Source organism: Verrucomicrobiales bacterium (assembly GCA_016793885.1).
In the GTDB taxonomy this organism is placed as follows: Bacteria; Verrucomicrobiota; Verrucomicrobiia; order Limisphaerales; family UBA11320; genus UBA11320.
Genome location: JAEUHE010000249.1, coordinates 36,201 through 60,209, shown reverse-complemented (window position 1 = coordinate 60,209; position 24,009 = coordinate 36,201). Strand labels below are relative to the sequence as shown.

At 59.7% G+C, this 24,009-nt stretch carries 14 protein-coding genes; 5 read left to right on the top strand and 9 right to left on the bottom strand.

Going from position 1 to position 24,009, the window contains the following annotated elements; translation table 11 throughout:
- Window positions 1-394: 394 nt before the first annotated feature.
- Window positions 395-901: a tetratricopeptide repeat protein gene (locus JNN07_27625; GenBank protein MBL9171534.1), complete on the top strand. Its 507-nt coding sequence runs from the start codon at window positions 395-397 to the stop codon at window positions 899-901.
- Between the two features lie 336 nt (window positions 902-1,237).
- Here the strand turns inward: JNN07_27625 and tgt are convergent, their stop codons facing one another.
- From tgt to JNN07_27605, 4 genes are read right to left on the bottom strand one after another with little or no spacing between them, the layout of a single operon-like run.
- A complete protein-coding gene (gene tgt / locus JNN07_27620; GenBank protein ID MBL9171533.1) occupies window positions 1,238-2,398 on the bottom strand; it encodes a tRNA guanosine(34) transglycosylase Tgt in 1,161 nt (386 codons plus the stop codon).
- Entirely contained in the window at window positions 2,388-3,068 is a 681-nt protein-coding gene (gene rpe / locus JNN07_27615; GenBank protein MBL9171532.1) for a ribulose-phosphate 3-epimerase, read from the bottom strand. The genes tgt and rpe overlap by 11 nt, the downstream gene beginning before the upstream one ends.
- Window positions 3,069-3,121: 53 nt before the next feature.
- Window positions 3,122-3,904 carry a DUF1559 domain-containing protein gene (locus JNN07_27610; GenBank protein ID MBL9171531.1) on the bottom strand — a complete coding sequence of 261 codons (783 nt, stop codon included), beginning with the start codon at window positions 3,902-3,904 and terminating at the stop codon, window positions 3,122-3,124.
- A 30-nt stretch (window positions 3,905-3,934) separates the two neighbouring features.
- Window positions 3,935-5,869 (bottom strand): immunoglobulin domain-containing protein, encoded by a 1,935-nt coding sequence (locus JNN07_27605; GenBank protein ID MBL9171530.1) that lies wholly within the window; start codon window positions 5,867-5,869, stop codon window positions 3,935-3,937.
- 145 nt (window positions 5,870-6,014) lie between these two features.
- Between JNN07_27605 and JNN07_27600 the strand changes: the two genes are divergently transcribed.
- Window positions 6,015-8,105 (top strand): EAL domain-containing protein, encoded by a 2,091-nt coding sequence (locus JNN07_27600; protein ID MBL9171529.1) that lies wholly within the window; start codon window positions 6,015-6,017, stop codon window positions 8,103-8,105.
- Between the two features lie 28 nt (window positions 8,106-8,133).
- Here the strand turns inward: JNN07_27600 and JNN07_27595 are convergent, their stop codons facing one another.
- On the bottom strand, window positions 8,134-9,162 hold the full coding sequence (locus tag JNN07_27595) for an agmatine deiminase family protein (protein MBL9171528.1): 1,029 nt from the start codon (window positions 9,160-9,162) through the stop codon (window positions 8,134-8,136).
- Window positions 9,163-9,343: 181 nt separating this feature from the next.
- On the opposite strand from JNN07_27595, the gene JNN07_27590 reads away from it, so the two are divergent.
- Window positions 9,344-9,643, top strand: coding sequence for a hypothetical protein (locus JNN07_27590; GenBank protein ID MBL9171527.1), 300 nt, complete (start codon window positions 9,344-9,346; stop codon window positions 9,641-9,643).
- A 42-nt stretch (window positions 9,644-9,685) separates the two neighbouring features.
- The gene (locus tag JNN07_27585) at window positions 9,686-10,219 is read left to right on the top strand and encodes a ribonuclease H-like domain-containing protein (GenBank protein MBL9171526.1); all 534 of its coding nucleotides are present in this window, start codon (window positions 9,686-9,688) and stop codon (window positions 10,217-10,219) included.
- A gap of 265 nt (window positions 10,220-10,484) precedes the next feature.
- On the opposite strand, the gene hemL is transcribed toward JNN07_27585, so the two are convergent.
- Complete coding sequence (gene hemL / locus JNN07_27580) at window positions 10,485-11,771, bottom strand: glutamate-1-semialdehyde 2,1-aminomutase (protein MBL9171525.1); 1,287 nt, start codon at window positions 11,769-11,771, stop codon at window positions 10,485-10,487.
- A gap of 340 nt (window positions 11,772-12,111) precedes the next feature.
- On the opposite strand from hemL, the gene JNN07_27575 reads away from it, so the two are divergent.
- Complete coding sequence (locus tag JNN07_27575; GenBank protein MBL9171524.1) at window positions 12,112-12,306, top strand: hypothetical protein; 195 nt, start codon at window positions 12,112-12,114, stop codon at window positions 12,304-12,306.
- A 356-nt stretch (window positions 12,307-12,662) separates the two neighbouring features.
- Here the strand turns inward: JNN07_27575 and JNN07_27570 are convergent, their stop codons facing one another.
- The 3 genes from JNN07_27570 to JNN07_27560 form a co-directional block, all read right to left on the bottom strand.
- A complete protein-coding gene (locus JNN07_27570) occupies window positions 12,663-20,702 on the bottom strand; it encodes a S8 family serine peptidase (GenBank protein ID MBL9171523.1) in 8,040 nt (2,679 codons plus the stop codon).
- A gap of 386 nt (window positions 20,703-21,088) precedes the next feature.
- On the bottom strand, window positions 21,089-22,549 hold the full coding sequence (locus JNN07_27565) for a sulfatase (GenBank protein ID MBL9171522.1): 1,461 nt from the start codon (window positions 22,547-22,549) through the stop codon (window positions 21,089-21,091).
- On the bottom strand, window positions 22,546-24,009 hold the full coding sequence (locus JNN07_27560) for a DUF1501 domain-containing protein (GenBank protein MBL9171521.1): 1,464 nt from the start codon (window positions 24,007-24,009) through the stop codon (window positions 22,546-22,548). The genes JNN07_27565 and JNN07_27560 overlap by 4 nt, the downstream gene beginning before the upstream one ends.

Sequence of the window (24,009 nt, the reverse complement as noted above, 5' to 3'; positions counted from 1 at the left end):
GCAGCGATGTTTCGGGCATTCAGCCCTCATCGTTTGGGGAATCATCACCTGGGGTTGCCACCCCAGGCTGGTATATAGCGCGCCCGTGGCGCTGAATTCCAACGGGCCACAGGCCCAATACCATCCCCGCCTGGGGTGGCAACCCCAGGTTTTTCCACGACCGGACAGTTTAAGGGCTGAAAGCCCGAGACATCCCTGGATCCTGCCTCCGGATGCTGCCGTGATCTTACCCACGTAAAAACACCTCTCGATTTCAGGCAGCGCCTTCCCCGTCCTTGAGCTTGCCGCGGTGAGGGCGCTTGTACTATGTTTGGGCTTTGACCGTAACCAGATCATGAACCCAATCAGTTCCAGACGGTTATCACTGAAGATCCAATCGTCGTTGGTATAAAGCATGGACCCGATACCGTTGCCCTATTCCCACCATTTGAGCGCGGCCCAGGGCTGGCTGGAATTGGGGACTGCCGCAGAAGCGGCGAACGAACTGGCCGCCATCAAGCCTCCCTGGGATAAACACCCGGCGGTGCTCGAGATCTCGTGGGGGGTGAACGCCAAACTAAAGAACTGGGAACGCTGTGTCGCGTTGGCGAATGAACTGATAGCGGACTTTCCGGAGCATGAAGCTGGCTGGATTCATCGCTCCTATGCCCTGCACGAGCTGCAGCGTACCCGAGAAGCATTGGAAATGCTGGCAGAATGTTCGGCCCGGTTTCCTCGATCCACAACCATTCCCTATAATCTGGCCTGCTACCACGCCCAGCTCGCCCAACTCGATGCCGCTCGGGATTGGTTGGAGAAGGCCTTCGCGCGGAGTGAGGATCCCAAAGTCTTGAAGGTCCAGGCGCTCCAAGATCCCGACCTCAAACTGCTCCACGCCGAGATCCAGAAAAAGCCCCGCTAGCCGCAAACACCGCCGGCGCGATGACATGAGGTTTCCCTATCTCGCAATAGCCCTGTCAATCGCGCCGGCGGTGTTTGCGGCTAGCAGGCACTGCGTGCGGGGAAGCCGGACCAGGTTTATAGTTCTGATCTCCAGTGGCACGACCTCATTAGGTTCCTTGAGTCGGGTAACGCAAGTCTCAGAAGCCGGTGGCATCGCTGCGCGATGCTCCTTACTTTTGACAATTCCGGGGGTGCGAGCACCCCCGGCTAAATATCTTTGAACCCTGCGGGTTCGAGCTCCCCAATACCAGGGTGACAAACTGCCGTGCTACCCAGCTTGGTTGCTGCCCTGAACTCAGCCCTCTGGGGGAGTCGCATGGGCTTCTTTGGCCCGAGCATCTCGAATCCGTTTACTGGGGATGAAGGTCGCGATGAACTCCTTTCGAAATTCATCGAACGTGCCCGCTCGCAGGTGCTCCCGAACATCGGCCATGAGCTTGAGATACATGTGCGAGTTATGCACGCTGAGCATGCGCAGCCCAAGGATCTCGTTCACGTTCAGCAGATGTCGCAGGTAGGCGCGGGTAAAGCGCTGACAAGCGAAGCACTCGCACCCCTCCTCGATGGGCCCGAAATCGGCCTTGTTGAATCCGCCCTTGATGCTCACCGCGCCCTTGCGGGTATAGGCCGTTCCATTGCGAGCAACCCGGGTCGGAAGCACGCAGTCGAACATGTCGATGCCTCGGGCAATCAGCTCGACCATCTGCGCCGGCGTTCCCAGCCCCATGGCGTATCGGGGTTTGTTCGCGGGGAGATGCGGCTCGGCGAGTTCGACCGCCTGCATCATCTCGGGCTCCGGCTCGCCAACGCTGACTCCACCGACCGCATAGCCATCGAAATCCATGGCCACCAGCTCGCGGGCGCATCGTTCACGCAGATCCGCGAACTTCCCGCCCTGCGTGATGCCAAATACGAATTGCCCCCGGGCGCGCGGCTGCTCGCGGCATTCCTTGGCCCACTCGATGGTTCGTTCCACCGCGCCGCGCACCTCGCGATGCGTCGCCGTGTGCGGGGGGCATTCATCGAACACCATGGCGATATCGGAACCGATGTGACGCTGAATCTCCATCGATTCCTTGGGCCCCAGGAACAACAGCGAGCCGTCGAGATGCGATCGAAACTCGACTCCGTTCGGCTTGATCTTCCGAATCTTCGCGAGGCTGAACACCTGAAATCCGCCGCTGTCGGTCAGGATCGGTTGATGCCAATTCATGAACTGGTGCAGCCCTCCTGCCGCCTGCATGATCTCCATCCCCGGCCGAATGCTCAGGTGATAGGTGTTTCCCAGGATGATTTGGGTCCCCATCTCGACCAACTCCCGGGGGTCCAGAGCCTTGACGGAAGCTTGGGTGCCCACCGGCATGTACACCGGGGTTTCGATGGTCCCGCGCGTGGTGTGGATACGGCCCAGCCTCGCTCGGGATTGCGAGGCGGTTGCCAGAAGTTCAAAGAACATGAGAGGTCGAAGCGCCAGCCTGGGTGACGAGTTTACGCATGCGCTGCACCGCGGACTTGAGCCGGGGATGTCCGAACAACGCCGTGCCGGCCACAAAGGTGTCGGCACCAGCCTGGGCGCAATCGCGAGCGGTGTCAAAGTTGATGCCCCCATCCACCTCGATCCGATAGGCGAGTCCGCGTTCGCGACGCCAGCTCAGCGCCTGCTGGATCTTGGGCAGCATCTCGGCAATGAACGGCTGCCCGCCAAAACCGGGATTTACCGTCATGATCAGCAGCAGGTCGATCTTGTCGAGATAGGGAATCGCCAGATTGACATTGGTCGGAGGATTGATCGCCAGACCCACCTTTTTACCGAGGCTCTTGATCTTCCAGATCAGCGGCTCCACCTGGTCGCTCAACTCGACGTGAACGGTCATCAGATCTGCGCCAGCGCGGGCAAAGGGCTCCAAGAGGATTTCGGGGCGCGAACACATCAGGTGCACATCAAACGTCATTTTGCTCAGCGGACGCAGACGGCGCACGACTTCAGGACCAAAGGAAATGTTCGGAACGAAATGTCCGTCCATGATGTCGAGGTGAAGCCAGTCAGCCCCCGCGCGGTCAGCGCGAAGGGTCTCGGCTCCAAAGCGGGTAAAATCCGCCGCCAAAAGGGATGGCGCAATAATCATCGGTCGCCATGTTAAGGGGCAACCCCCGCCTTGGGCAACCGTGAATGAGCACGCTAGTTCGGGTTCTGCGTCGGAACCGGCGTCCAGACGATGCGATCCTGTGGAACTTTGGCCTTGCCCCGAGAGGCTCCGGAGGCGGTCTCGACCACCTCGTCGCCCGCGAACGTCTCGACGTGCCCGTCTACGAACACGAGATTTCCTCGCCGATCATGCCGGGCGACGAACCGGCTGGCATAGCTACTGGGCTGCCCGAGATCGGTGGTGGCCTGGGCGATGTCCACCGGGGTCTCATCCGGGAGGAGATTTTCCAGGAACATGACGGTGCTGGCTGGCTGGCGAATCTCTACCACCCTCAACGTGGTTCGAGGAGCTTCGATGAGTTTTGAGTTCATCGACAGGCTGAACAACGGGTTATTGCCCAGGGTATGTCCCCTGGGAAATCGCGCCGCCGGGCAATGAAAGAAACTCTCCCGCTCGTAAAAGCCCGCCCGCTTATTGAAATAATCTCCTGCGCGGGGCTGCCCCATCAACGGAGGAATGGCGTTGTACCACACATCGTTGTTGTTCGGATCCTTCACCTGCGCCCAGTTGTTGAGCACAGTCCCAGCGCCAAAGCTCTCGCGGGGGAGCCGATCCTCGTTGTCGTGAAAATAGAGCGTCAGCCCCACCCCCCATTGCCTCATGTTGTTGAGACAGGCCGTGCGCTTGGCAGAGTTCTTGGCCTTGGCGAGGCTGGGCAACAACATGCCGGCCAGGATGGCAATGATGGCGATAACCACCAACAGTTCGATGAGCGTGAACGCAGCTCGGGATCTCGCAAACGGAAATCGTCTCATAGTGGCTGCTCGTTCTCCGACGTTTTCAAGTCACGGCTCGAGTAGGATGCGGAAGAATGTGGAGCGGACTGTTGCCATGGGCACCTCACGCGACAGGACGTTACCGGTAGCCGTGAGCGTCTCGACAGCTGTCCAAACCGAGCCGTCCAGGGATTCACCGGACTGAAGGACATAGCGACGATTTGGCTCCGTATTCCAAGTGATGCGATAGGTATTTCCCACACGCTGGAAATCAAGAATCCGCGGATATGGGGGATTGGTAAGAAATCCGGGGGATCCATAGTCAGCGTTCTCCAAGGACCGCCAGGCTCCGCCGAGGCCTGCCACGCTCAACCCGCCGAACGTTTGGCTGGCGGCATCCCACCCGAAGCTGACGCCATTGGTAGCCGTCGAAAACACCTCGCTGGCCACAGTATCAAAGTCTTCGGAAGCGACCCCGTTCCAGAGGTTGATGGCGTCGCCCAGAGAGCTGAGGCTGAGTCCGCCGCCCCGGTAGGTAATGATCTTCTGATCCGGCTTAAAGTTCGAGTCACCCCACCAGCGACGGAACTCCTCAGGAGTCATGTTCTCCACGAACACGATCGATTCTCCGGGGAGAATGGAAACTCGGTTGGTGAGCGTGATCGCCGCAGCGAGGCTCGCGGAGCCATCATCAAATCGATAGCCATAGAGATCCACTGCGAAGGTATCGAGATTGGACAGCTCCCACCAGTCATTGTGCCCACGCACGGGTCCATTGGTATCCGAGGCGGGCAGAATTTCCGTAATGACCAAGCGCGGCTTGCGGGTCACCAGTAAACGAGCCTCCCGCGAGGTTACCGTTCCACTGGCGTTGCTCGCCTGAACTGAATACAAACCGGAGTCTTCCGGCTGGGCGGCCGGTAAGGTCAGCGCGTCCTGGGTCGCCCCCTCGATCGCTCGAGTGCCAAAAAACCACTGATAGGCCGGTTGAGGAACTCCGGAAGCCATGGATCGAAACACGACGCTCTGGCCAGTAAAGGCATTCTGGTCCTGAGGTTGAAGTGTAACCACAGGAGCCTCGGGAGCCGCATTCAAAGTGAGACGAGCTACCTCACTCGTGAGGGATTGAAAGCCGTTGTCCAACACCACGCGATAAAGGCCGGTTTTGTCTGGGGTCGAATTCGTGACTCTGAGAGTGTCAAAACGCTCACCGGATAGCGGCTCGTCGCCGAAAAACCAGCGGAACGAAGGCCGGGGTAGCCCTCGAGCCGTTACGGAAAAGACCGCTGTGTCGCCCGGATTCACCGCCGTGTTGGTGGGATGCTGGGAAATGACCAACGGAACCGGACCAGAAGTACGCCCAGGTGATCCGACATCATCGGCCGTGGCCGCTTGGGCTGCCGTCAGCACCCCATTGGTACTGAGCAAGCCGAACACCCCGGTCGAGGGATCGTAGACGAATGAGGCCCCCCGAATCGCCGCACCGAAGTCGACCGAATCAACCCAGTCCGAATCGTTGATGGCATCGGGACCCCAAAGCCGAATTCCATCCCCGGTCGAACTCAACCCATTTCCTTCATAAATAACCGCTTGAGCCGAGGGCTCAAAGGCGCGTCCCCACCAGGTCTTGAATTGATCCGGGGACATGGAAGCCGGAGAGTTGCTCTGGAAGAAGAGAATGGATTGCCCCGGCGCGATGCTCAATCCCGCGAACGGCGTCGGATCAGCGCTCAGCAGTCCACCTTGATTGTCATTCCACTTGTAGCCTGTCAGGTCGATCGTGTTCGTCCCGAAATTGGTCAACTCCCACCAGTCCGAGTTCTGAACCACCGTGGCACTCCCTTGAGTCGTGGCAGCGGAGGACATCGCCTCCGTGATCGCCAGCCGCGCAACGGCCCGCTCAGGCCCGGAAAGGGCTCCCACCATCAGAACAAAGTAAAGTCCTAACCAAAACCGAGTCACAGAGTTAAAACCGAAGACATCTTGCGCGCTCTGAGTTTGCATAGCTAAGGGATATACCTCTCCAAGGTTCCGATTGAATGACCGGCAGGTAAAATCCTGAAAACTTTCCTAACACTTTTCGGTCACTAAATAGACGCAAACCGCTGTCTCCGTTCAAGTAACCCCCATTTGTGACGATGTTCTAGAGGTGGAAGAAGGCAAGCCTATCACCATTCTGTACGCCGAAGACGATCCGGTGTCCTCCAGGATTCTGGGGAAAACCCTGCAATCGCTGGGATACACCGCGTTCGGCTATCCCAATGGGGCCGAGGCGCTCGAGTGGTTCAAGGCTCACCAGCCGCCTATTATCATCAGCGATTGGATGATGCCTCAGCTGGATGGCGTGGGCTTTTGCGAACAAGTCCGAGCTCTCAACCTTCCGCAATACACCTACTTCATCATGCTGACCGCGAATGCGGGGCAGGCGAACTATCGCAAAGCGATGGACAGCGGGGTGGACGACTTCCTGGTGAAGCCTTTCAAGCGCGACGATCTCTACATCCGGCTTCGGGTGGCGGAGCGCATCATCCGGCAACGCTGGGAAGCGGAGTCCAAAATTCGTTCGCTGGCACATTTTCCGGCGGACAACCCCAACCCGGTGCTCCAAGCGGACCGGGACGGCAAGATTGTCTACGCCAACAAGGCGAGTCTTCCGCTGCTCAAGGATTGGTCGTGCGAAGTGGGGGCCCCTCTGCCCAACTCACTTCAAGGTCTTCTGGAATCCCGGCTGGCATCGGGGCCAGCCCGCGAGACCGAGCTGAGCTGCCAGCATCGGGTGTTCAGTTTCGCCACCACCTCCGTTTCGGAGGATGGGGATGTCTATCTCTATGGACACGAAATCACCGCGCGCAAGCGGGCCGAGGCGGAACTCATCGCGATGCGGAACCAGGCCGTCTCTCAGTCTCTGCAGGACGCCCTGACCGGAATCGGAAATCGCGTGCTCTTTCAGCAACGCTTGCCCGAGCTCTTAGAATCGGTGGAAGCCAGCGGACGCAAACTCGCCCTGGTGCTCATCGACATCGACAACTTCAAGGAGATCAACGACAGCTACGGGCACAAGGTTGGCGACCAGGTAATCATTCACGTCGGGCACACGCTCCGCGATCGTTTGAAGGGAAAGGATTGCGTCTGTCGCTGGGGTGGCGATGAACTGGTGCTGCTCATCACGGACCTTCCCGATCGCAATATGATGGGGCCAATCTGCGAGCGACTGCGCGACGCCGTCAAACGCGGGGCCACCGAGTCGGACCTGCCGACCAGTGTTTCGCTGAGCATGGGGTTCGCGATCTACCCGGACGACGCCCAGAATGGGGAGGGCCTGCTGCAAAAGGCCGACCATGCCTTGTACGAGGCCAAGGCGGACGGGCGGGACTGCTGGCGGGAGTTCAAAGGGGAATCCCAGGAGTTGAAAGGAATTCAAAACGTCTTCCAGCACCTGACTGTGGCCTTGCAGGAAAAACGCCTCACGGCGCATTTCCAGCCGGTCTGGGACGTGGTTAACAACAAGGTCGCCGGGGTGGAAGCGCTGGCTCGCTGGCCCGATCCAGCGCGAGGCTTCATCCCGCCGGATCAATTCATCCCGGTCGCGGAAGCCAAAGGATTGATCATCCCCTTGAGCAAGCAGGTGCTGCGTATCAGTCTCGAAACGATGAAGGCGTGGCGAGACCTCGGGTTTGAGCTGACGCTTTCCGTCAACCTGTCCAAACGGCAGCTGGTGGAGCCGCAATTCCTGTCCGATCTCCGATCCCAGGTGGACGAGCTGCAGCTTCCGCATCAGCGCATCATTTTTGAAGTGACTGAACGGCAGTCGATTCTCGGCCATGCGCTGGGCAGGCAGCGTCTGGAAGAAATGGCCAATGACGGATACCGGCTGTCGCTCGATGATTTTGGGTCAGGGTATTCGTCCTTTGACTTGGTGGGCGAGCTGCCCTTCCACGAGCTAAAGATCTATAGCGGACTGGTCCAACGCATGAGCCAACCGCGCGGGCGGGGCATCATCCAGGCGGTGGTGGAAATGGGTCATTCCCTCGGATTGACGGTCGTTGCCGAAGGAGTAGAGAGCGAGCAGGACGTGCGCACGCTCCGCGAGATCGGGGTCCACAAGATTCAGGGATACTTCTACTCGAAGCCGCTGGCCGCCCCAGATCTATATAAGTATCTCGAGAAGCATTCCCTCGACAAGACCCCACCTGAGCCACGATCACGTCAACAGGCTGCCATCGATGGGGTCTCGTTCTAGCTGAGAGCCGGTCCCCGGGCGCGGAGGATCAGCCCCCACCGGTGGCGGCGGGCTCCTGCTGAGTGATGCAGTGGAAGGACCCCAAACCCCAGATCAGCTCGGTGGAGTCAACGCCCACCACCTTGCGGTCGGGGAACTCCTGCTGGAGGATTTCCACCGCCCGGGCATCATTCCGGTGTCGGAAGGTGGGCACCAGCACCAGCTGATTCGCAATGTAAAAATTCGCGTAGCTCGCCGGGAGTCGTTGACCTTGGTATTCCACGATCCCGGGCGTGGGCAGCTTGACTATATTGAACACGTGGCCATCCTGGTCGCTGGCTTTGCGCAGACGCTGATAGTTCTCCTGGAGCAGGTGATAGTTGGCATCCTCGATATCCTCCTCCACCACGGTCACGATCGTGTTGTGACTGACGAAGCGGGAAAGGTCATCGATATGGCCATCGGTGTCGTCCCCCACAATCCCCTCACCCAGCCAGATGATCTTGGAGATGCCTAAAAAATCGCGCAGATACTGGGAGATCTCCGATTGCGACAAGCCAGGGTTGCGGTTGGGGTTCAGCAGGCAGGCTTCGGTGGTCAGTAACGTTCCCCGACCATTCACTTCGATCGAGCCGCCTTCCATCACGATCCCCGGCGCAAATAACGGGAGTTTCCGCAGCGCGGCGACGTGTTGAGGCACGATGTCGTCCAGGTCATAGGGCGGGTACTTCCCCCCCCAGGCGTTGTAGGCCCAATCCACCACCGCACGCTCGCGGGCGCCGTCCCGCTCTCGGACCAGAAAAATGGGTCCATGATCCCGACACCAAGGTTCGTAGGCGGGAAAATGGTGAAAGAACACGCGTTCGAGAGGCACCTGATGCGCTTTCAAGATCTCACGCACTGAGTTCTCCATGTCCGCGTTCCAGACATTGAGGTTCACGTCCTCCACCCCCACCAAATGGCGGATCAGCTCGGCATAGACCGGAGGCACCGTGTCGTACTTGTCGGGAAAGCTGATACCTTCCGGACGAGGCCACGTGAACCAGGTACCTTCATGCGGCTCCCATTCGGCCGGCATGCGGTAGCCCAACTGCGTTGGATTTCGACGCAAAAGGTACGTCGTGCTCATAGTGGGATCAGATTACGAGAGAACCGGGTGACCGATCAATGGACAAACGAAAGAATCCGCCTTCGACTTCGGGACTTCACAAACTCAATCCAATCGCTAGGCTCCCTCCCCAAACGATGGTACTCTGAATATGGCTCAGACAAAACATTGCCACAAATGCGGCTGGAATTGGCCACTCAACACGCTTCCCGGTCGCAACGACAGCTGCCATCAATGCGGGTCGGACATCAAGGTTTGCCTGAACTGTGTCAGCTATGACATCAAGGCGGCCTATCAATGCCGCGATCGCCGAACCGACCCGGTCCTGGAAAAGCACATGGCCAATTTCTGCGAGTATTTTGACTTCATTCGTCGCGAATGGGCCGGTACTCAGACCGACAAACGCGAGGAGTCTGCCCGGGATCAGTTGAAGAAGTTGTTCGGAGATTAGCCCTCCGCCCCTTCCCCTTCCCCCCTTTTCCTGAACTGCCCCATGAAGAACATTGTTTACTTTGATTTGGAAACCCAGAAGTCCGCGGACGAGGTCGGCGGATGGGATAAGATTCGCGACATGCGAATGAGTGTCGGTGTCACCTACAACACCGCTCGGGGCGAGTATCAAATCTACGGAGAACAGGACGTCAATGCGTTGCTAACCGAGCTGCAACGAGCCGACCTGGTGGTGGGCTTTAACCATATCCGGTTCGATTACGAAGTGCTGCACGGCTACACCGTCTTCGATCTCACCCAGCTACCCAGCCTCGACATGCTGGTCGAATTGCAGAAGACGCTCCCGCATCGGCTGTCCCTGGATTCCATCGCCACAGCCACTCTGGGAGTCGAAAAGACTGCGGAAGGGCTCCAGGCGATCAGGTGGTTCCGGGAAGGGAAGCTGATGGAGATCGCCGAGTACTGCTGCTTCGATGTGAAAATCACGAAGCTGGTCTACGAATACGGCGCCCAGCATAAGCAACTTCACTACACCAACCGTTTCGGCAAAACGCAGACGGTTCCCGTGTCGTGGTAGGTTACACGGCCTCTTCATGAACTCTTTCCTCTCCGCGCTCTCCGCGCCTCCGCGAGAGATTCCGGCAGTCCTTTCCGAGTCAGGGGAGGGATCTTTTCTCGCGGAGGCGCGGAGAACGCGGAGGAGCACTAAGTCAGTGAGAACCGAAGGATCAAAGCCAACTCCCCTCCCTGAGAAGAGCAGCAGCGTCAGTGGGCCCGGCTCCGGCAAGTCCCTGTTCAGATCCCGTGATCCGTGGGCAATAAGTCCCCTGTCCAGAAACTCCCTAGAGCCGCTTCATCACTGCCGCAGCGGCGGTGACCGTCGCTTCAATGTCTTCGGCTGTATGGGCGGTCGAGATAAACCCAGCTTCGAACTGCGAGGGCGCAAAGTAGATGCCTTCGGCCAGCATCGCGTGGAAATAGCGGGCGAATTTCTCGCGGTCGCTGTGCATCGCATCGGCGAGGCTGTGCACCGGCTGGTCGGTAAAGTAGCCGCAGAACATGGATCCGATCCGATTAAAGGTGACCGGGACTCCCGCCGCCTGCGCCGCCTCCATCATGCCGGCCTCCAACTGGGCACCCCGCTGTTCGAGGGTAACATAAGCCTCGCCGTTGACCAACTCCTCCAGGGACGCAAGACCGGCAGCCATCGCGACCGGATTGCCGCTCAGGGTTCCCGCCTGATAAACCGGCCCTAGAGGTGCCAGACAGTCCATGATCTCGGCGCGCCCCCCAAACGCTCCCACCGGCAACCCGCCCCCGATCACCTTGCCAAAGCACGAGAGGTCGGGAGTGATCCCATAGATGCCCTGCGCCCCGCTGATGCCCAAGCGAAACCCGGTCATCACTTCGTCAAAAATAAGCACGGTGTCGTGCTGCTCGGTGATCTCCCGAAGGAACTCGAGGTAGCCTGGCTTGGGCAGGTAGAGGCCGGCATTGCCGGGAACTGGCTCCAGGATGATTCCGGCGATCTGGCCCAGATTGGCATGAAAGGCGGCGCGAACCGCATCCGGATCGTTGAACGGGAGCACGATAGTCTCTTGCGTAAACGCAGCCGGAACCCCCGCGCTGTCCGGGGTGCCGAAGGTGAGCCCGCCGGACCCGGCCTTAACCAGGAGGGAATCGACGTGGCCGTGATAGCAGCCCTCGAATTTGATGATCTTGTCGCGCTGGGTGTAGCCGCGCGCCAACCTGATGGCTGACATGGTCGCCTCGGTGCCGCTGCTGCACATGCGGATCTTTTCCACGCTGGGAACGTGTTCCCAGATGAGTTCGGCCATCTTGACTTCCAGCGGGTTGGGAATGCCAAAGCTGGTTCCCAACTCAGCGGCGTGCTGAATGGCTTTGACGATGCGCGGGTGTGCATGGCCGTGAATGGCTGGCCCCCAGGTTCCGACATAGTCCAGGTACTCATTGCCATCAACATCCCAGACCCGGGCACCGGAGGCGCGATCCACGAAGAATGGCTGGCCGCCCACTCCGCGAAAAGCACGCACCGGGGAGTTAACACCGCCCGGGATATACTTCAGCGCTTCCGTGAACAGAACCTGAGAACGAGATGGAGCATTCATTGACAGGGCGAGCTTGCGAGGATTCTAGGCTCCCGATCAACGCTAAACCGAGCCGGGCGAACGATGAAAGCCAGGGACATTCCTCCGATTGCTTGGTCTAATAGGGGAGAGAGCACAAGAAATCGCCCCATCCAGTGAGCATAACCCGAAGAATATTCTCGTTAAGGCAACGCGCCCCGGAAGATCGGTGGATATCGTCGCGGGGCTTCACGCGACTGGAACTGGCTGTGATTCTGCTCGTCCTCGGGCTGCTCATCGCGTTGGATTTCTAGGGTCCGGCCTACCGACCGGTCTTGGGGATGCGGGCCGGAGTGGCCTAGTAAAATCTATCGGCGCAACCATGGCGGATCCACCGAGCGTCACTCAAACCAACGTCGGTTGGACAGGGGGATGGCATCCCGGAGGCGGAGCAAACCTTGGACTTGCGGATGGGAGTGCCCATCAGTTGAACGCCGCTCTGTGGCCCCAATTCCTTGCCACGAGTGCCAGCCTACAAACCAATCTTACCTATCGGCTCGTGATGCCTCGGTGGTAAGTTTCGGGGGCCACGGGTAACGCTCCCCTGTTTAGGTCCGAACTTGTGGGTAATGCTGAGAGCCCTCTACAGCTTTTCAAGACCGCCGGCTTAATAAACGGCAAATCCAAAACGGGTCCTGAGCATTACCGACAAAACTCTCGAGGATTCCCCAGAACGAACCAAGCACCGGACGGATTTGCACCGCAGAGACGGGAAGAGCGCAGAGAAGACTCGAAGGGAAATCGTCACTAAGGTAGGGCGAGATTCCACTCGAGCCCACTCCTGCCCCAGGTTCAGGATAAGAAAGGGAGCAACTCCGCGAGGGCCGCCACCCCGACCTGCGGTGCGGGGCAGGCTGGCCCTCACTACACTTTTTACGGGCAAACGAGACGGAACCAGCGATAGGGTTGATCAGCGGCCAACGCCACCGGCGACGAACTCGACAGATCCACCCACTGACCGGGCAACTCGATGGAACTCGAAGCCTGAAGATGGTATCCGCAGCCTTCCCAATACAAAACCGCCGTTCCGTCACCCGACGTCGCTACCTGAAGCGAGGTCGGATCGCACACATTCCCCACCCGCTCGCACAGACTCGAGATCACCAACTCCTGCAGCCCAGACGACGCCAACTGAACGGACTGATGGGCGTTGATGGTTCCCACCACACCGGAAGGAACGATTTCCAAATGGTCGCCGTTCACCGGGCTTCCGTTCAGCAGGAACGCGGTGCCCGGCGGGAAATCCAGGAGCATCGCTTCCGTGCCCCAGACATGACCCACGGAGCGCGGTGCTTGGCCGGAGGTGGCGATCGGCGTGCCGGTCGGCACCGAGGTCGAGGCGACGGTGATGCCGTTGCTGACCACATTCGCCTGGAAGGAGACAACGCCCAAAGCCGACGCCGCCGCATCGACCTGGAACGGCAGCCCGCCCCCCGGATTGATCAGGCTGACCTTGACCTTGGCCAATTCGGTGTCGGCCACCGAGTTCAGCGAGCCGATTAGGGTTGATTCCACCCACGAGCCATTGACCGTCTCCCAAGTCTCCGACGAAACGCTGTCGCGCAACTCTCCCAATCCGATCGTCACACTCGAGGACGGCTGAGTAAGTGAGGCGCGAACGCGGTCGCCACCCCCGTTGCCCAGTCCAGAGACCAAGAGGAACGAGCCACTCGCATTCAAAGTCGCTTCGCCTTCGGCCACAAAACCATGATTCAGCACTTGAACTGTTTCGTTGGAAAGTGCGAGTGAGGACAACTTAGCGGTATTGACGAAGACACCCTGACGGTAGTCGATGACCAACACAATGGTTCCCAGCTCAGGCACGGCGCACAGCTCGTCGCCCGTAAAGCTGCCGACACCGGGAACGCTTAAGTTGCCCGATGCTGCGAGTCGCAACCGGAACACCGCCGCATTGTCGCCTCCGGTCAGACCCAGAATCGCGCCCGAGTCGCTAGCAGTCACCGTCTGCACTCCCGACACGGAAGCGGCCACACCCGATCGGTTCGTCAGCGTGGCCAACACCACCCCGTTACTCTTCACCCACAGGGTGTAGTGCGAAGCGCCCAGCGTATTGAAATCAAAGCTGGCCGCCAGTTCGGTCCCCGTGTCCTCCACCCGGGCACGGCCCAGCAGGCGGTTGCCATCCCCGGTCGCCGCTCCAGCCGTCATGAATTGCACGAAAGCGCCCGTCGAAAGCGCGGCCGGATCGAGGGGCTCTGGGGTCACACTCCAGCCCTGGGCCTGGCCCAGATGCGCGTAAGCACCGTCACCTCCGGTATTGCCCAAGTTGCTCATCAGCAAATGGCCGTCCACACTGTTCGTCAGCGAAGCGACGCCCAGGGCTCGGTGGGGCAATCCCTGCGCGAAAACCGCGGCCGGGCAAGTCCAAACCCGCAATTCCAGCCAATCGAGCAACGTCTCACGCTGGACATAAAGATCCAGCGCATGATCGGCGTTCAGTTTGGTCAGAAGATTGGTCGCGAGGTTTCCATTCGGAGGAAGCCCGCCTAAATCGAGTTGGAAGCGCGTCAGGGGGTTCAGCTCCCAGGTCGAGCCCGCCTCCGGTAATGACCGGAACGGACTGTACCAAGCGAAGGCCGGCGTAGCGCAGGGCGGAATAATCCCCAATCCGAGGGAATTGTTGGTGGCAAACGAACTGAGCGGCCGAGCCACGAGTGACAGTTCACCCTTGGCGATGCCCGAAGGAAGACCGTTGAGAGTCATGCCGAACACATAGGAGTGCAGAGATTCGTCGAACTGCTTCCAGTGCGCCTCCGGATACGCGGTTCCCAGACAGTATCCACGATAAACCGAATCGAGCGGCAGCGCCGCCAGATCACGCAACCCTCCGCGGAAAATATAGGGCTTGCCTGCCACGCAAGCGGCGTTCGGCACCGGTAGATCCGAGATCAACGGGTTGGGATCGACGTTGTCGGGAATCCCATCGTTGTCATCGTCAGGATCAGAGACATCCGGAATGCCATCGCCATCCGTGTCCGTATCCTCCCCGCGCGTGCTGACTTCGTAAGCCACTCCGCCCACGACCACCGCATCCACGATCTGCAGCACCTCCAGATTGAAAATCGCTTTCAACCCGGCCACCGGAACGGGATGAGGAACCGTGATCGTCACCTGCACCACTCGCTCCTCGTCCGGACCGAGGTAGATGCCTGCCATATCCGCCGGCGAGCCGAGCAGTTTAACATGGGTGCCGCCAATCGGCGTGACGTTCGACCCGGCGAAGCCATTGGTCTCCCAGCGGTGGAACAAGGTTCGCAGATCCACTTCCGCCAAGCCGCCATTGCCAAAAAAGTCCCCATCGGCCGTGAGGCGCAACGTGGCGAACTTGGGAACCAGCTCGATGTTGTGCACCCGAAACTCGAAGCTCGCCGTAGTGGCCTGCTCCAGATCCAGCACGTTCACGTTGCGCCAGGCGATGTTGTTGTTGAGCCGCACATAGTCATCAATGCACGCGGGGGTAGTCAGGCCGATGGGATCATCGGGGCTGATGACCCGAGCCAAGAGGCAGTAGTGGCCCAGACCAGGCGGGAACCAAGGCAGGGCCGCCAAGCTCCATCCATAGGCCGGGACATTGGTTATCGCCACACTACCCGCCAGCGTCCAGGCCCCCGGCCAACAGAGTCCGGCGCTCGCCTTCGTGTAATAGAACTCCACAATACCATTGGTCACCGCAATGCAGCCACGGTTACACACCTTCGCATACACACAGTTCTGCTGACCAAACTCCGGGTTCTGGTGCATCCGAAAATTGTTACCTTCCACCGGATCACAGTCCTTCAGCAGCCAAATGCCGCGGCTGCACCACATGTGCAAGCCGGTCATGCCGGGATCCGGCTCGGCCCCGGTGTCAGGCGCTCCCTTCCAACTGTAGGGCGTATCCTCGATGTACAGATCCCGCGCGTTTCCTGCCGGAAGCGGGAGCGTTCCGGTGTGCGCGAGGTCGTGCTGGAACATCGGCCAGGGGTTTTTGGGACAGTAGGTCGTCTTGAGATTCCACGCGTAGAGCTTACCACCGCCCGCAATCAACAGATCCGTCTTACCGTCCTGATCCAAATCCTCGACCAGCGCCGAGGATCGCAAAGTGCCCCGCGATTCGAATACGTGGCGGGGAAACTGGTTGGTCGTGGTGGCATACAAACGATTCGGACGTCCATCGCTGTACCCCAGCGGCCCGGGCCGGATCACTTCGGCGCAGCCGTCACCAGTCACATCCGCCACAATGGGCACGCCCTGACTCGAGTTCTCGGGAATCAAGATCGTAAGCATGTCTTCATCGGTCACCGGAACCTCGGTCTGTAAGCTCTTGTCCTCGTCCACAATCCGGATCGCTGTGTCAAAGTCGGTCCCCAGAACCACATCGAGTTCACAATCGACGTCACACACCGGGACCAACGCTCCGGTGGTGTGCAGAGATCCCGAGATGGGCCAGCCGGCAAAAGCCGTTCCATCGGCGTGCCAGAGGCGGTCACCCAGCAAAATCTCAAACCGGCCGTCATGATCCACATCCGCGACAACGGGGTCGGAAGAATCATTTCCAACGGCGATCGGCCAGCCAGGAATGTCCACCAGGTTACCCCCCACCAACTTCATGACGTAGGTGGCGCTGCCCAGGCTGTAAAACCGGCTTATCACCAGCTCCAGCGATACATCCATAGCCGCGTCCAGATTGGCCAGGGCGATGGAACTGGCCGAATAGCCAATCACGGTGCGGCTCGACTTCAGCACGCCGGTGGCGGCATCCAGAACGTAAACGGTGGTCTGCGGGGTCGGAGGCAGGATGTAGTTGACCGAGAAAACAATCTCCAGCTTTCCATCGCCGTCCAGATCTCCGGCGGAGACCGTGGAAGGAATCCCAATATTGTCGCATCCTCCCGGAAACGTCGGATGCTGGGCAGCGAAGCTCCAATAGGGAGAGGCTTTTCCCGTATGTGGGTAGCAGTAGATGACTGGTCCGCCGCAATTCGGAGCGTTGGTGTCGGAATGAAAATACTCGCTGAAGATAGCCGCTACGACTTCGAGTTTTCCGTCCTGATTGACGGCATCGACCACCGCAGGATTGGACCGACCCAAGCCCGGTGCATTGTCCCATCCGGGCCGGATGGAGCCGTCGGCCTGGAACACCGAAGCCCCATAGATGACCTCATTGGCACCATCGCCATCGAGATCCGCCATCATGGGAGACTTCAAGGTGAGCGTCTCGTTCAGCGTCACCGGCCATCCGTCCCGAATCAGCTTGTCCACCAACACCAACACTTCGTCAGTGAAGACCGCGCCGCTTGCATATTCCGCCTTGAGTTGAATGTAAACGTCGCCCTCGGGCACCGTCGTGGTGGTCCAGTTGGCCATGAAGCCTGAAACGCCCGAAGCCGCACTGTGGAAGAGCTGCGGCGATCCGGAGGGAGTCTTCCAGTAGAGCGAATACTGAACGATGGGATCCGGCACCAGGCTACCCGCCACCACCCGCTGCAAGGCGGCGGGCACTTCGCCGTGCACCGGAATGCTGGCCTCGCGCACGTATTGCTTGGGAGTGGGGAGACTCAGAAATACGGATCGAAAAACCACCTCATTGCGGTCTTCGCTGCGCTGTCCCAGATTATTGTAACTGACCACCCTCAATGTGTAAGTCCCGCTGGACAAGGTTTGCAGCTGAAGATTGTTCATCAGGATTCCCCCAGCCACCGGGGTGGCCGACGTGAACAGCGTTGTGAAGGTTCCTGGTGAAGGGTCCAGTCCCGGGGCGACTTGAATGTCATAGTGAGTGAATCCAACTCCGCCGGCATGTCCGATGAGATCTACCGTGGGCGCCGAGGGCCCGCAAATCACGCTGGAACAATTGCGCGGGTAGATCAGCGAAGCGATCGGGGGAGGAGTCACGGGCAAGAGGGCGTTAGGAGCATCGATCCGTCCAAACCCAAATGTGGAGTCGAAGCCATTGGCTCCGGCGGCGCCCAGCGGAACACACGCCTGTCGGAGCACCTGCTTCACCTCCTCGGCGGACCAGGTGGGATGCAACTGCCAGACCAGGGCGGCCAACCCGGCCACGTGCGGACTGGCCATCGAGGTGCCAGCCAGGGAAAGATAGCTGCCACAACCCCCGGGAAACGTGGGAGCGCCCGAGGTGGCCTCGGCGGACGTCGGCGCCAGGACCGACACAATGTCGTTGGGCGGTCCAAAGTTGTCTCCGCCCGGCGCGACCACATCCGTCTTCACACCATAGTTGGAGTAATAGGAAAGCACGTCGAAAGGTTCCACCGCTCCGACCGCCATGCTGTTTTCGGAGTTCGCCGGAAAGTTTCCGCAAGTTTGGCTGCCATCGTTGCCGGCGGCCGACACGATCAGCACGCCCTTGCTATGAGCGTAGTCCACGACCGCATCGCCCCAGGCCGTGGTGAAAGGACCACCCCAGCTGTTGTTGATGATCTGCGCGCCATTGTCGGCCGCGTAGACCATGCAGTTCATGAGATCGGCAAAGTCTCCACCGCCCGTATCGTTCAATCCTCGCACCACCATGATCTTCGCTCCGTAAGCGATGCCGATCACGCCCTCGGCGTTGTTGCCGACCGCGGCGACAGTTCCAGCCACGTGAGTGCCGTGACCCGCTCCATCCAAGGGCGCGTTGTCATTGTCCACGAAGTCCCATCCCCGCACATCGTCGATCAGCCCATTGCCATCGTCATCGATCCCGTTCGTCGCTTTATTGTTGCCCATGCCATCCAAACCGGTCTCGCCCGGATTCTGCCAGATGTTGGGCTGAAGATCGCACTGAGTGTAGTCGACGCCGCTATCGATCACGGCAATCACGACCCCGGCGCCGTTCGCCGTGTTCCACGCCACATCCGCGCGAATGGTCTGCATGCCCCACAGCATGGGGTAGAGAGTATCGTTCGGCGCCAGAAAGGCTTTGACGATCGGATCGGGCTCAGCGAAGTCAACCCAGCGCAGTGCTTGGTAATCCTTGGCCGCCTGCCGCATATCCAGGTTGCGATTCAGCGTCAGAATGAAGATATGCTCCAGCTGCTGAGCGGACTTCTCGATGCGAGGATGGGCGCGTCGGATCGCGGTGGCTTGATAGATCCGATGGAGAGCGCGCATTTCCTCCGGGAATGGAAGCTGGGCAAAAGGCACCCCCGCTTGAAGGGCTTCGCTGAGCGGGCGAGCCAGGTCCTCGATGAAACGAAGGACCAGCACGCCGCGCACATATCCGGGAGCGTCCGGGTCGATTTCGATCGGTTTGCGTCGCACCTCCACCCGAGCGACGTCGCTCACGACCACACCGCTGGAATCCGTCACCTGCACCCGATAGTCCCCCGCACTGTTCAACCGCGCCGGCCGCAACCGCAGGCACGCGTTGGTGCCGTCGGGAATGGGCTGCCGATTGTGGAACCATCGGTATTGAAGAGGCTCCATACCCACGGCCTGAACGCAGAGTTGAACCGGCGTCCCTTCGAGCACATTGGTCGAAGGGGGCTGCTGGACGATTTGGAGTCGCGCCCCGACGACCAGCTTGGCCACTTGGCTCTTCACCGAAGTTTCCGAGGCTGGCTGCGAAACCACGACCTGGTAGTCACCTGCGTTCAGGGACTGCACCTCGTCGAGCCTCAAACAAGCGCCAACAGCTCCCGGGATGACTTCCTGGTTGTGCAACCATTGATATTCCAAAGGCGGGGCACCCGTAGCCTCCACGCAGAACTCGGTTGACGCACCGGCCACCACGGTTTGAGACGAGGGGTGACGCGTAATCTGGACGCGCTGCAGCACCTTCAACTCCACCGGTTCGCTGGTCAGAGTCTGACCGCTGGTGGAGTGAACCACCGTGACCTGATATTGCCCTGCGTCAGCCAGACTGGCCGACGCGATTTCGAGACAGGCATTGGTCTGATCCACGAGTTCGACCGCACCTAGGCGCTGCCATCGGTATTGAAAGAGGTCGTCTTCCTGCCCGGCGACTCGAATGCAAAAACGAGCGGGCTCCCCTTCGAACACCGTTTGAGCGACGGGAGCCTCGATGATCTGGAGGGGATCGCTCACATGGACCACGGCGGTCTCGCTCCTGGCCTGGTCCAGCAAGGATCGGGCTACGACGTGAAACCGCTCATCCCGAGGCTTACCGTTGGCGAGGGTAACGGTGAGGCTTTCCCCGGTCGCACCCGGGATGGCTACGTCGTTCTGAAACCACTGCAGTTGGACCAGCGCATCAGGCACGATCGTGACGACACGCACCGAGAGAGTGATCGTTTGGCCCGAGAGAACCTTGGATTCTAGCGGAGTCGGCCCCACAAGTCGCAACCCCAGGACCGGTGTCCCATTGACCCAAAATGCCTCTCCAATCTGAGCCTCGGGTGCCACGGGACTCCACCCCTCATCGCTCAGCAACTCGAATTGGAAAACCACATAGCTGCCCTTTCTCAGGAATGTGAGGCTCAAGCCATCCACGAGCCGGAGCCCGGAGTCCGACACCACATCGGAACGTGGGAGAATCTGTCGACTGCGCAGCTGGGGACCGGTAAGGAGTGAAAGGGGAACGACCTGAGTCCGTGGAGTACCGATGAGATCCAGGGCTAATCCCTGATCCAGAACCAACACGCCTCCCTCCCCCGGGTTCAACACGAGATTAGGCGCCCAGCTGTTCCGAAGCGGTTCGTACCGTGACGTCTCCCAGGAAGCCGAGGCATTGTTAAACTTCTGAAAAAAGCCGCTCTTCAGATCCTTGCGGGCGGGCAATCCGAAGATCTGGTTCAGGGTATTTGTCTCCTTGCCATCCGTCACATCCATCGGATTCCCGAAGAGGCTGGTACCGGCGGGCAACTCCAGACGCAGCGGCACGGTATCGGCCCCCAGGCTCAGGCAGGACAAGAGGGAGAGAAGACTTAAGAGAAAGGGGAGGCGTTTCATGGGTTAACTAGGCAGCTGAGACCCTAAAATCCGAACGGAAATTCCCTCAGGCCGAGCTTGGGTTGTCGGCCTAACATCCGTCCACTATTGCCCCCCACTGCTTTAGCACAGGGGCAGAACATCTGGTCGTCAGTGGCTTGCGGTTGCAGGTTTAATGGTCGCTTACGTCAGCTTGTGGAACGTTTAATAAGCTGCTCTTGGACCGGTTTCTGCGCAAGTCAAATCTGTTTCAAGGCGGGGCGTCCTGGTAAGGAGTTCCGCCTCTTGGCACGGAGTTCCGCCTTCAGGCGGAGGCGGCCCCAACGTGACATTGCGCGCTGGAACCTGCTCAAGCAGGAACTCCATACCCCAAGGCCTCACCGACTTAACTCGCCCGCCCGTAGGCCTCAGGGTGCGTAGGGCATCGTCCCAAAGGCGTTCACGCGATAGTTCCACCGGTCCAGATACGCCTTGCCCGGTTCGAAAGCATCGTGCTGCTCCTCCAGTTTCCGGAGGAGCCGCTGGTCCAAAGCCTCCTTCACAGCTCGGCTCTCCAAGCGAGCAATGAGGTTGTTGGTCTGGTAAGGATCGGCCACGTTGTCGAACAGAAGCCAGGGTCCCTGGAGGTCCCGCACATAGGTGTGCGTGGGGGTTCGAAGTCCGCGATATTCCTTTCCACCCACCCGACGCTCCCATTCTCCAAACGGAGACACGCAGAGGATCATCGCAGCGTTGTCGCCGGGATTCGGTCCACCTTTGAGGTAGGCGGAGTAATCAATTCCCTGCACCGAGGTAGGGATAGGCACGCCGCTGAGTCCCAGTAGCGTCGGCATCAAGTCCTCCGTGTTCATCGGTGCAGGCAGCGTAGTCCCGTCTCGAGAAAAGCCCTTCGGCCAATGAAACCACAGCGGAACGCGCACGGATTCGTCGTAGGGCTTCTGCTTCTTAAAAAGACCATGAGATCCCAACATGTCCCCGTGATCTGCCGTGAAGACCAGGATGGTGTCCTCGCCCAACCCGGTCTCCTTCAAGGTGCGACGTAGCTCCGCCAGACAATCGTCCAACGCACTGCAATGAGCATAATAGCCCGCCAGAATCTTGCGCACCTCGGTGCGCATCGCTTCGGGCGCATTGGGCCTCACCAGCATCTGCTCAGGCTTAAAGCGCTCGCGATACGCCGCCGGCGCGGTGAAATAGGGATCATGCGGCGGCCCCCAAGCGAGGAACATCAGGAACGGTTTGGAGCGAGCCCCCCTGCCCCGCAGATACTCGCAGGCATCCCGCGTTTGAGCGACGGCATCGTAACCCGGCCACACTTGCTTCTGCGGCGAATCGCCGTAGTAGGCCGAGTTGGTGTAGTCGTGGGTGCACTCGAGGACTTTCCAATAGTCAAACCCCTGCCGCCTCTCCGGAGGAATGTAACTGGACCGCCCTCGTCCATCGACATGCCACTTCCCAATGTAAGCGGTGTCGTAGCCCTGCGCGGAAAGAACCTTGGCGATCGTGACCGCGTTGGTGGCCAGCGGCACATCGTTCACGAACACTCCGTGCCGCAAGGGACGTTGCCCCGTGAGAAGACTGGCTCGAGTCGGAGAACACACCGGCAGCGCACTCACCGCATTGACCAGCCGGACGCTTTCGCGCGCCAGTTGATCGAAATGAGGCGTCCGGGCGTTCGGATCGCCTTCAATGCCGAAGGCTTGAGCCCGCCATTGGTCCGCCACCAAAACAAGGATATTCGGAGAACGGCTGGCCGCCGAAAGGCTCAAGTGCGCACCGCTGAGAGCGCCGAGGAACAGGGCAACTCCCAGTCCCCAAACCGGCGTCAAGGCCGATGCCCCGCGTAAACAGCGTCGCAGTGAGCTCACGCCAGGATCCGCTTCACGACATCCCCCGACACGTCGGTCAGGCGGAAATCCCGACCTTGGAAGCGATAGGTCAACTGGGTGTGCTCGATTCCCAGACAATGCATGACGGTCGCTTGGAAATCATTGACCGTCACCGCATCCTCCACGACGTTGTAACCAAGCTCATCGGTGGCACCCACGGTGATGCCCGGCTTGATCCCGCCTCCCGCCATCCAGACGGTAAACGACTTCATATGATGGTCGCGACCATAGTTGCCGTTGCCCATATCGCCTTGGTTCATGGGGGTTCGGCCGAACTCGCCACCCCAGATAACCAGGGTGTCCTCCAACAAACCGCGCTGTTTGAGGTCATGGATCAACGCTGCCGACGGCCGATCCACCGCCTGGCAAGTCCGGGTGATCTCGGAAGGCAGGCTGCCGTGATGATCCCATCCGCGATGATACAACTGCACGAACCGGACTCCGCGCTCCACCAACCGCCGGGCGAGCAAGCAGTTGTTGGCAAAAGACGACTTGCCCGGCTCGGCTCCATAGCTCTCCAGGATATGCTGCGGTTCCTGTTTGAGATCCATCAGCTCCGGAACGCTGGTCTGCATGCGGTAAGCCATCTCGTAGGCTTGGATCCGCGTGTTGATCTCGGGATCTCCTATCGCCTCCAGCTTCATTTGGTTGATATCCCGAACGCCATCCAAAATGCGTCGACGCACTTTGTCGCTGAGACCTTTGGGATTGGACACAAACAAAATGGGCTCACCCTGCGACCGAAACTCGACGCCCTGATGATTGCTGGGCAGGAACCCGCTTCCCCAGTAGCGGGTTAGCAGCGGCTGGTCCTGGCCAAAGCCAGAGGCCAGCACCACAAAAGCCGGCAACTGATCATTCTCGCTGCCCAGCCCATAGGAGATCCAGGACCCCATCGAAGGCCGGCCCGCCTGGGTGCTGCCGGTCTGCATCATCGTGACACCCGGATCATGGTTGATCGCTTCGGTGTGAAGTGAGCGAATGACCGCGATGTCATCGGCGACACCGGCGATATGCGGCAACAGCTCAGAAAGCTCGGCGCCCGATTGCCCGTGCTTCTTAAACTTAAACTTCGTTCCCACACAGGTGAGCTTTTGACCGGCCAGCTGGGCGATCCGCTGCCCCTTGGTGTAGCTTTCCGGCATCGGCTTCCCATTCAGCTCGATCAGCTTCGGCTTGTAGTCATAAAGATCCAGCTGACTCGGGGCGCCCGACTGAAAGAGGTAGATCACGCGCTTGGCCTTCGGCGCCAGGTGCAGAGGATTCAGGATCCCGGCCGACGTGGCGATGGGGCTGCGATCGCCGCCGGCCGGCGCAGCCCTCAAGGAGCGATCCCGATTGAGCAGCGAGGCCAGCGCCAGTCCTCCGAGCCCACGAGCGGAGCGCCCAAAGAAGTGACGGCGACTCAACGCGGCGAATAATTGTTCTCGTTCATTCAT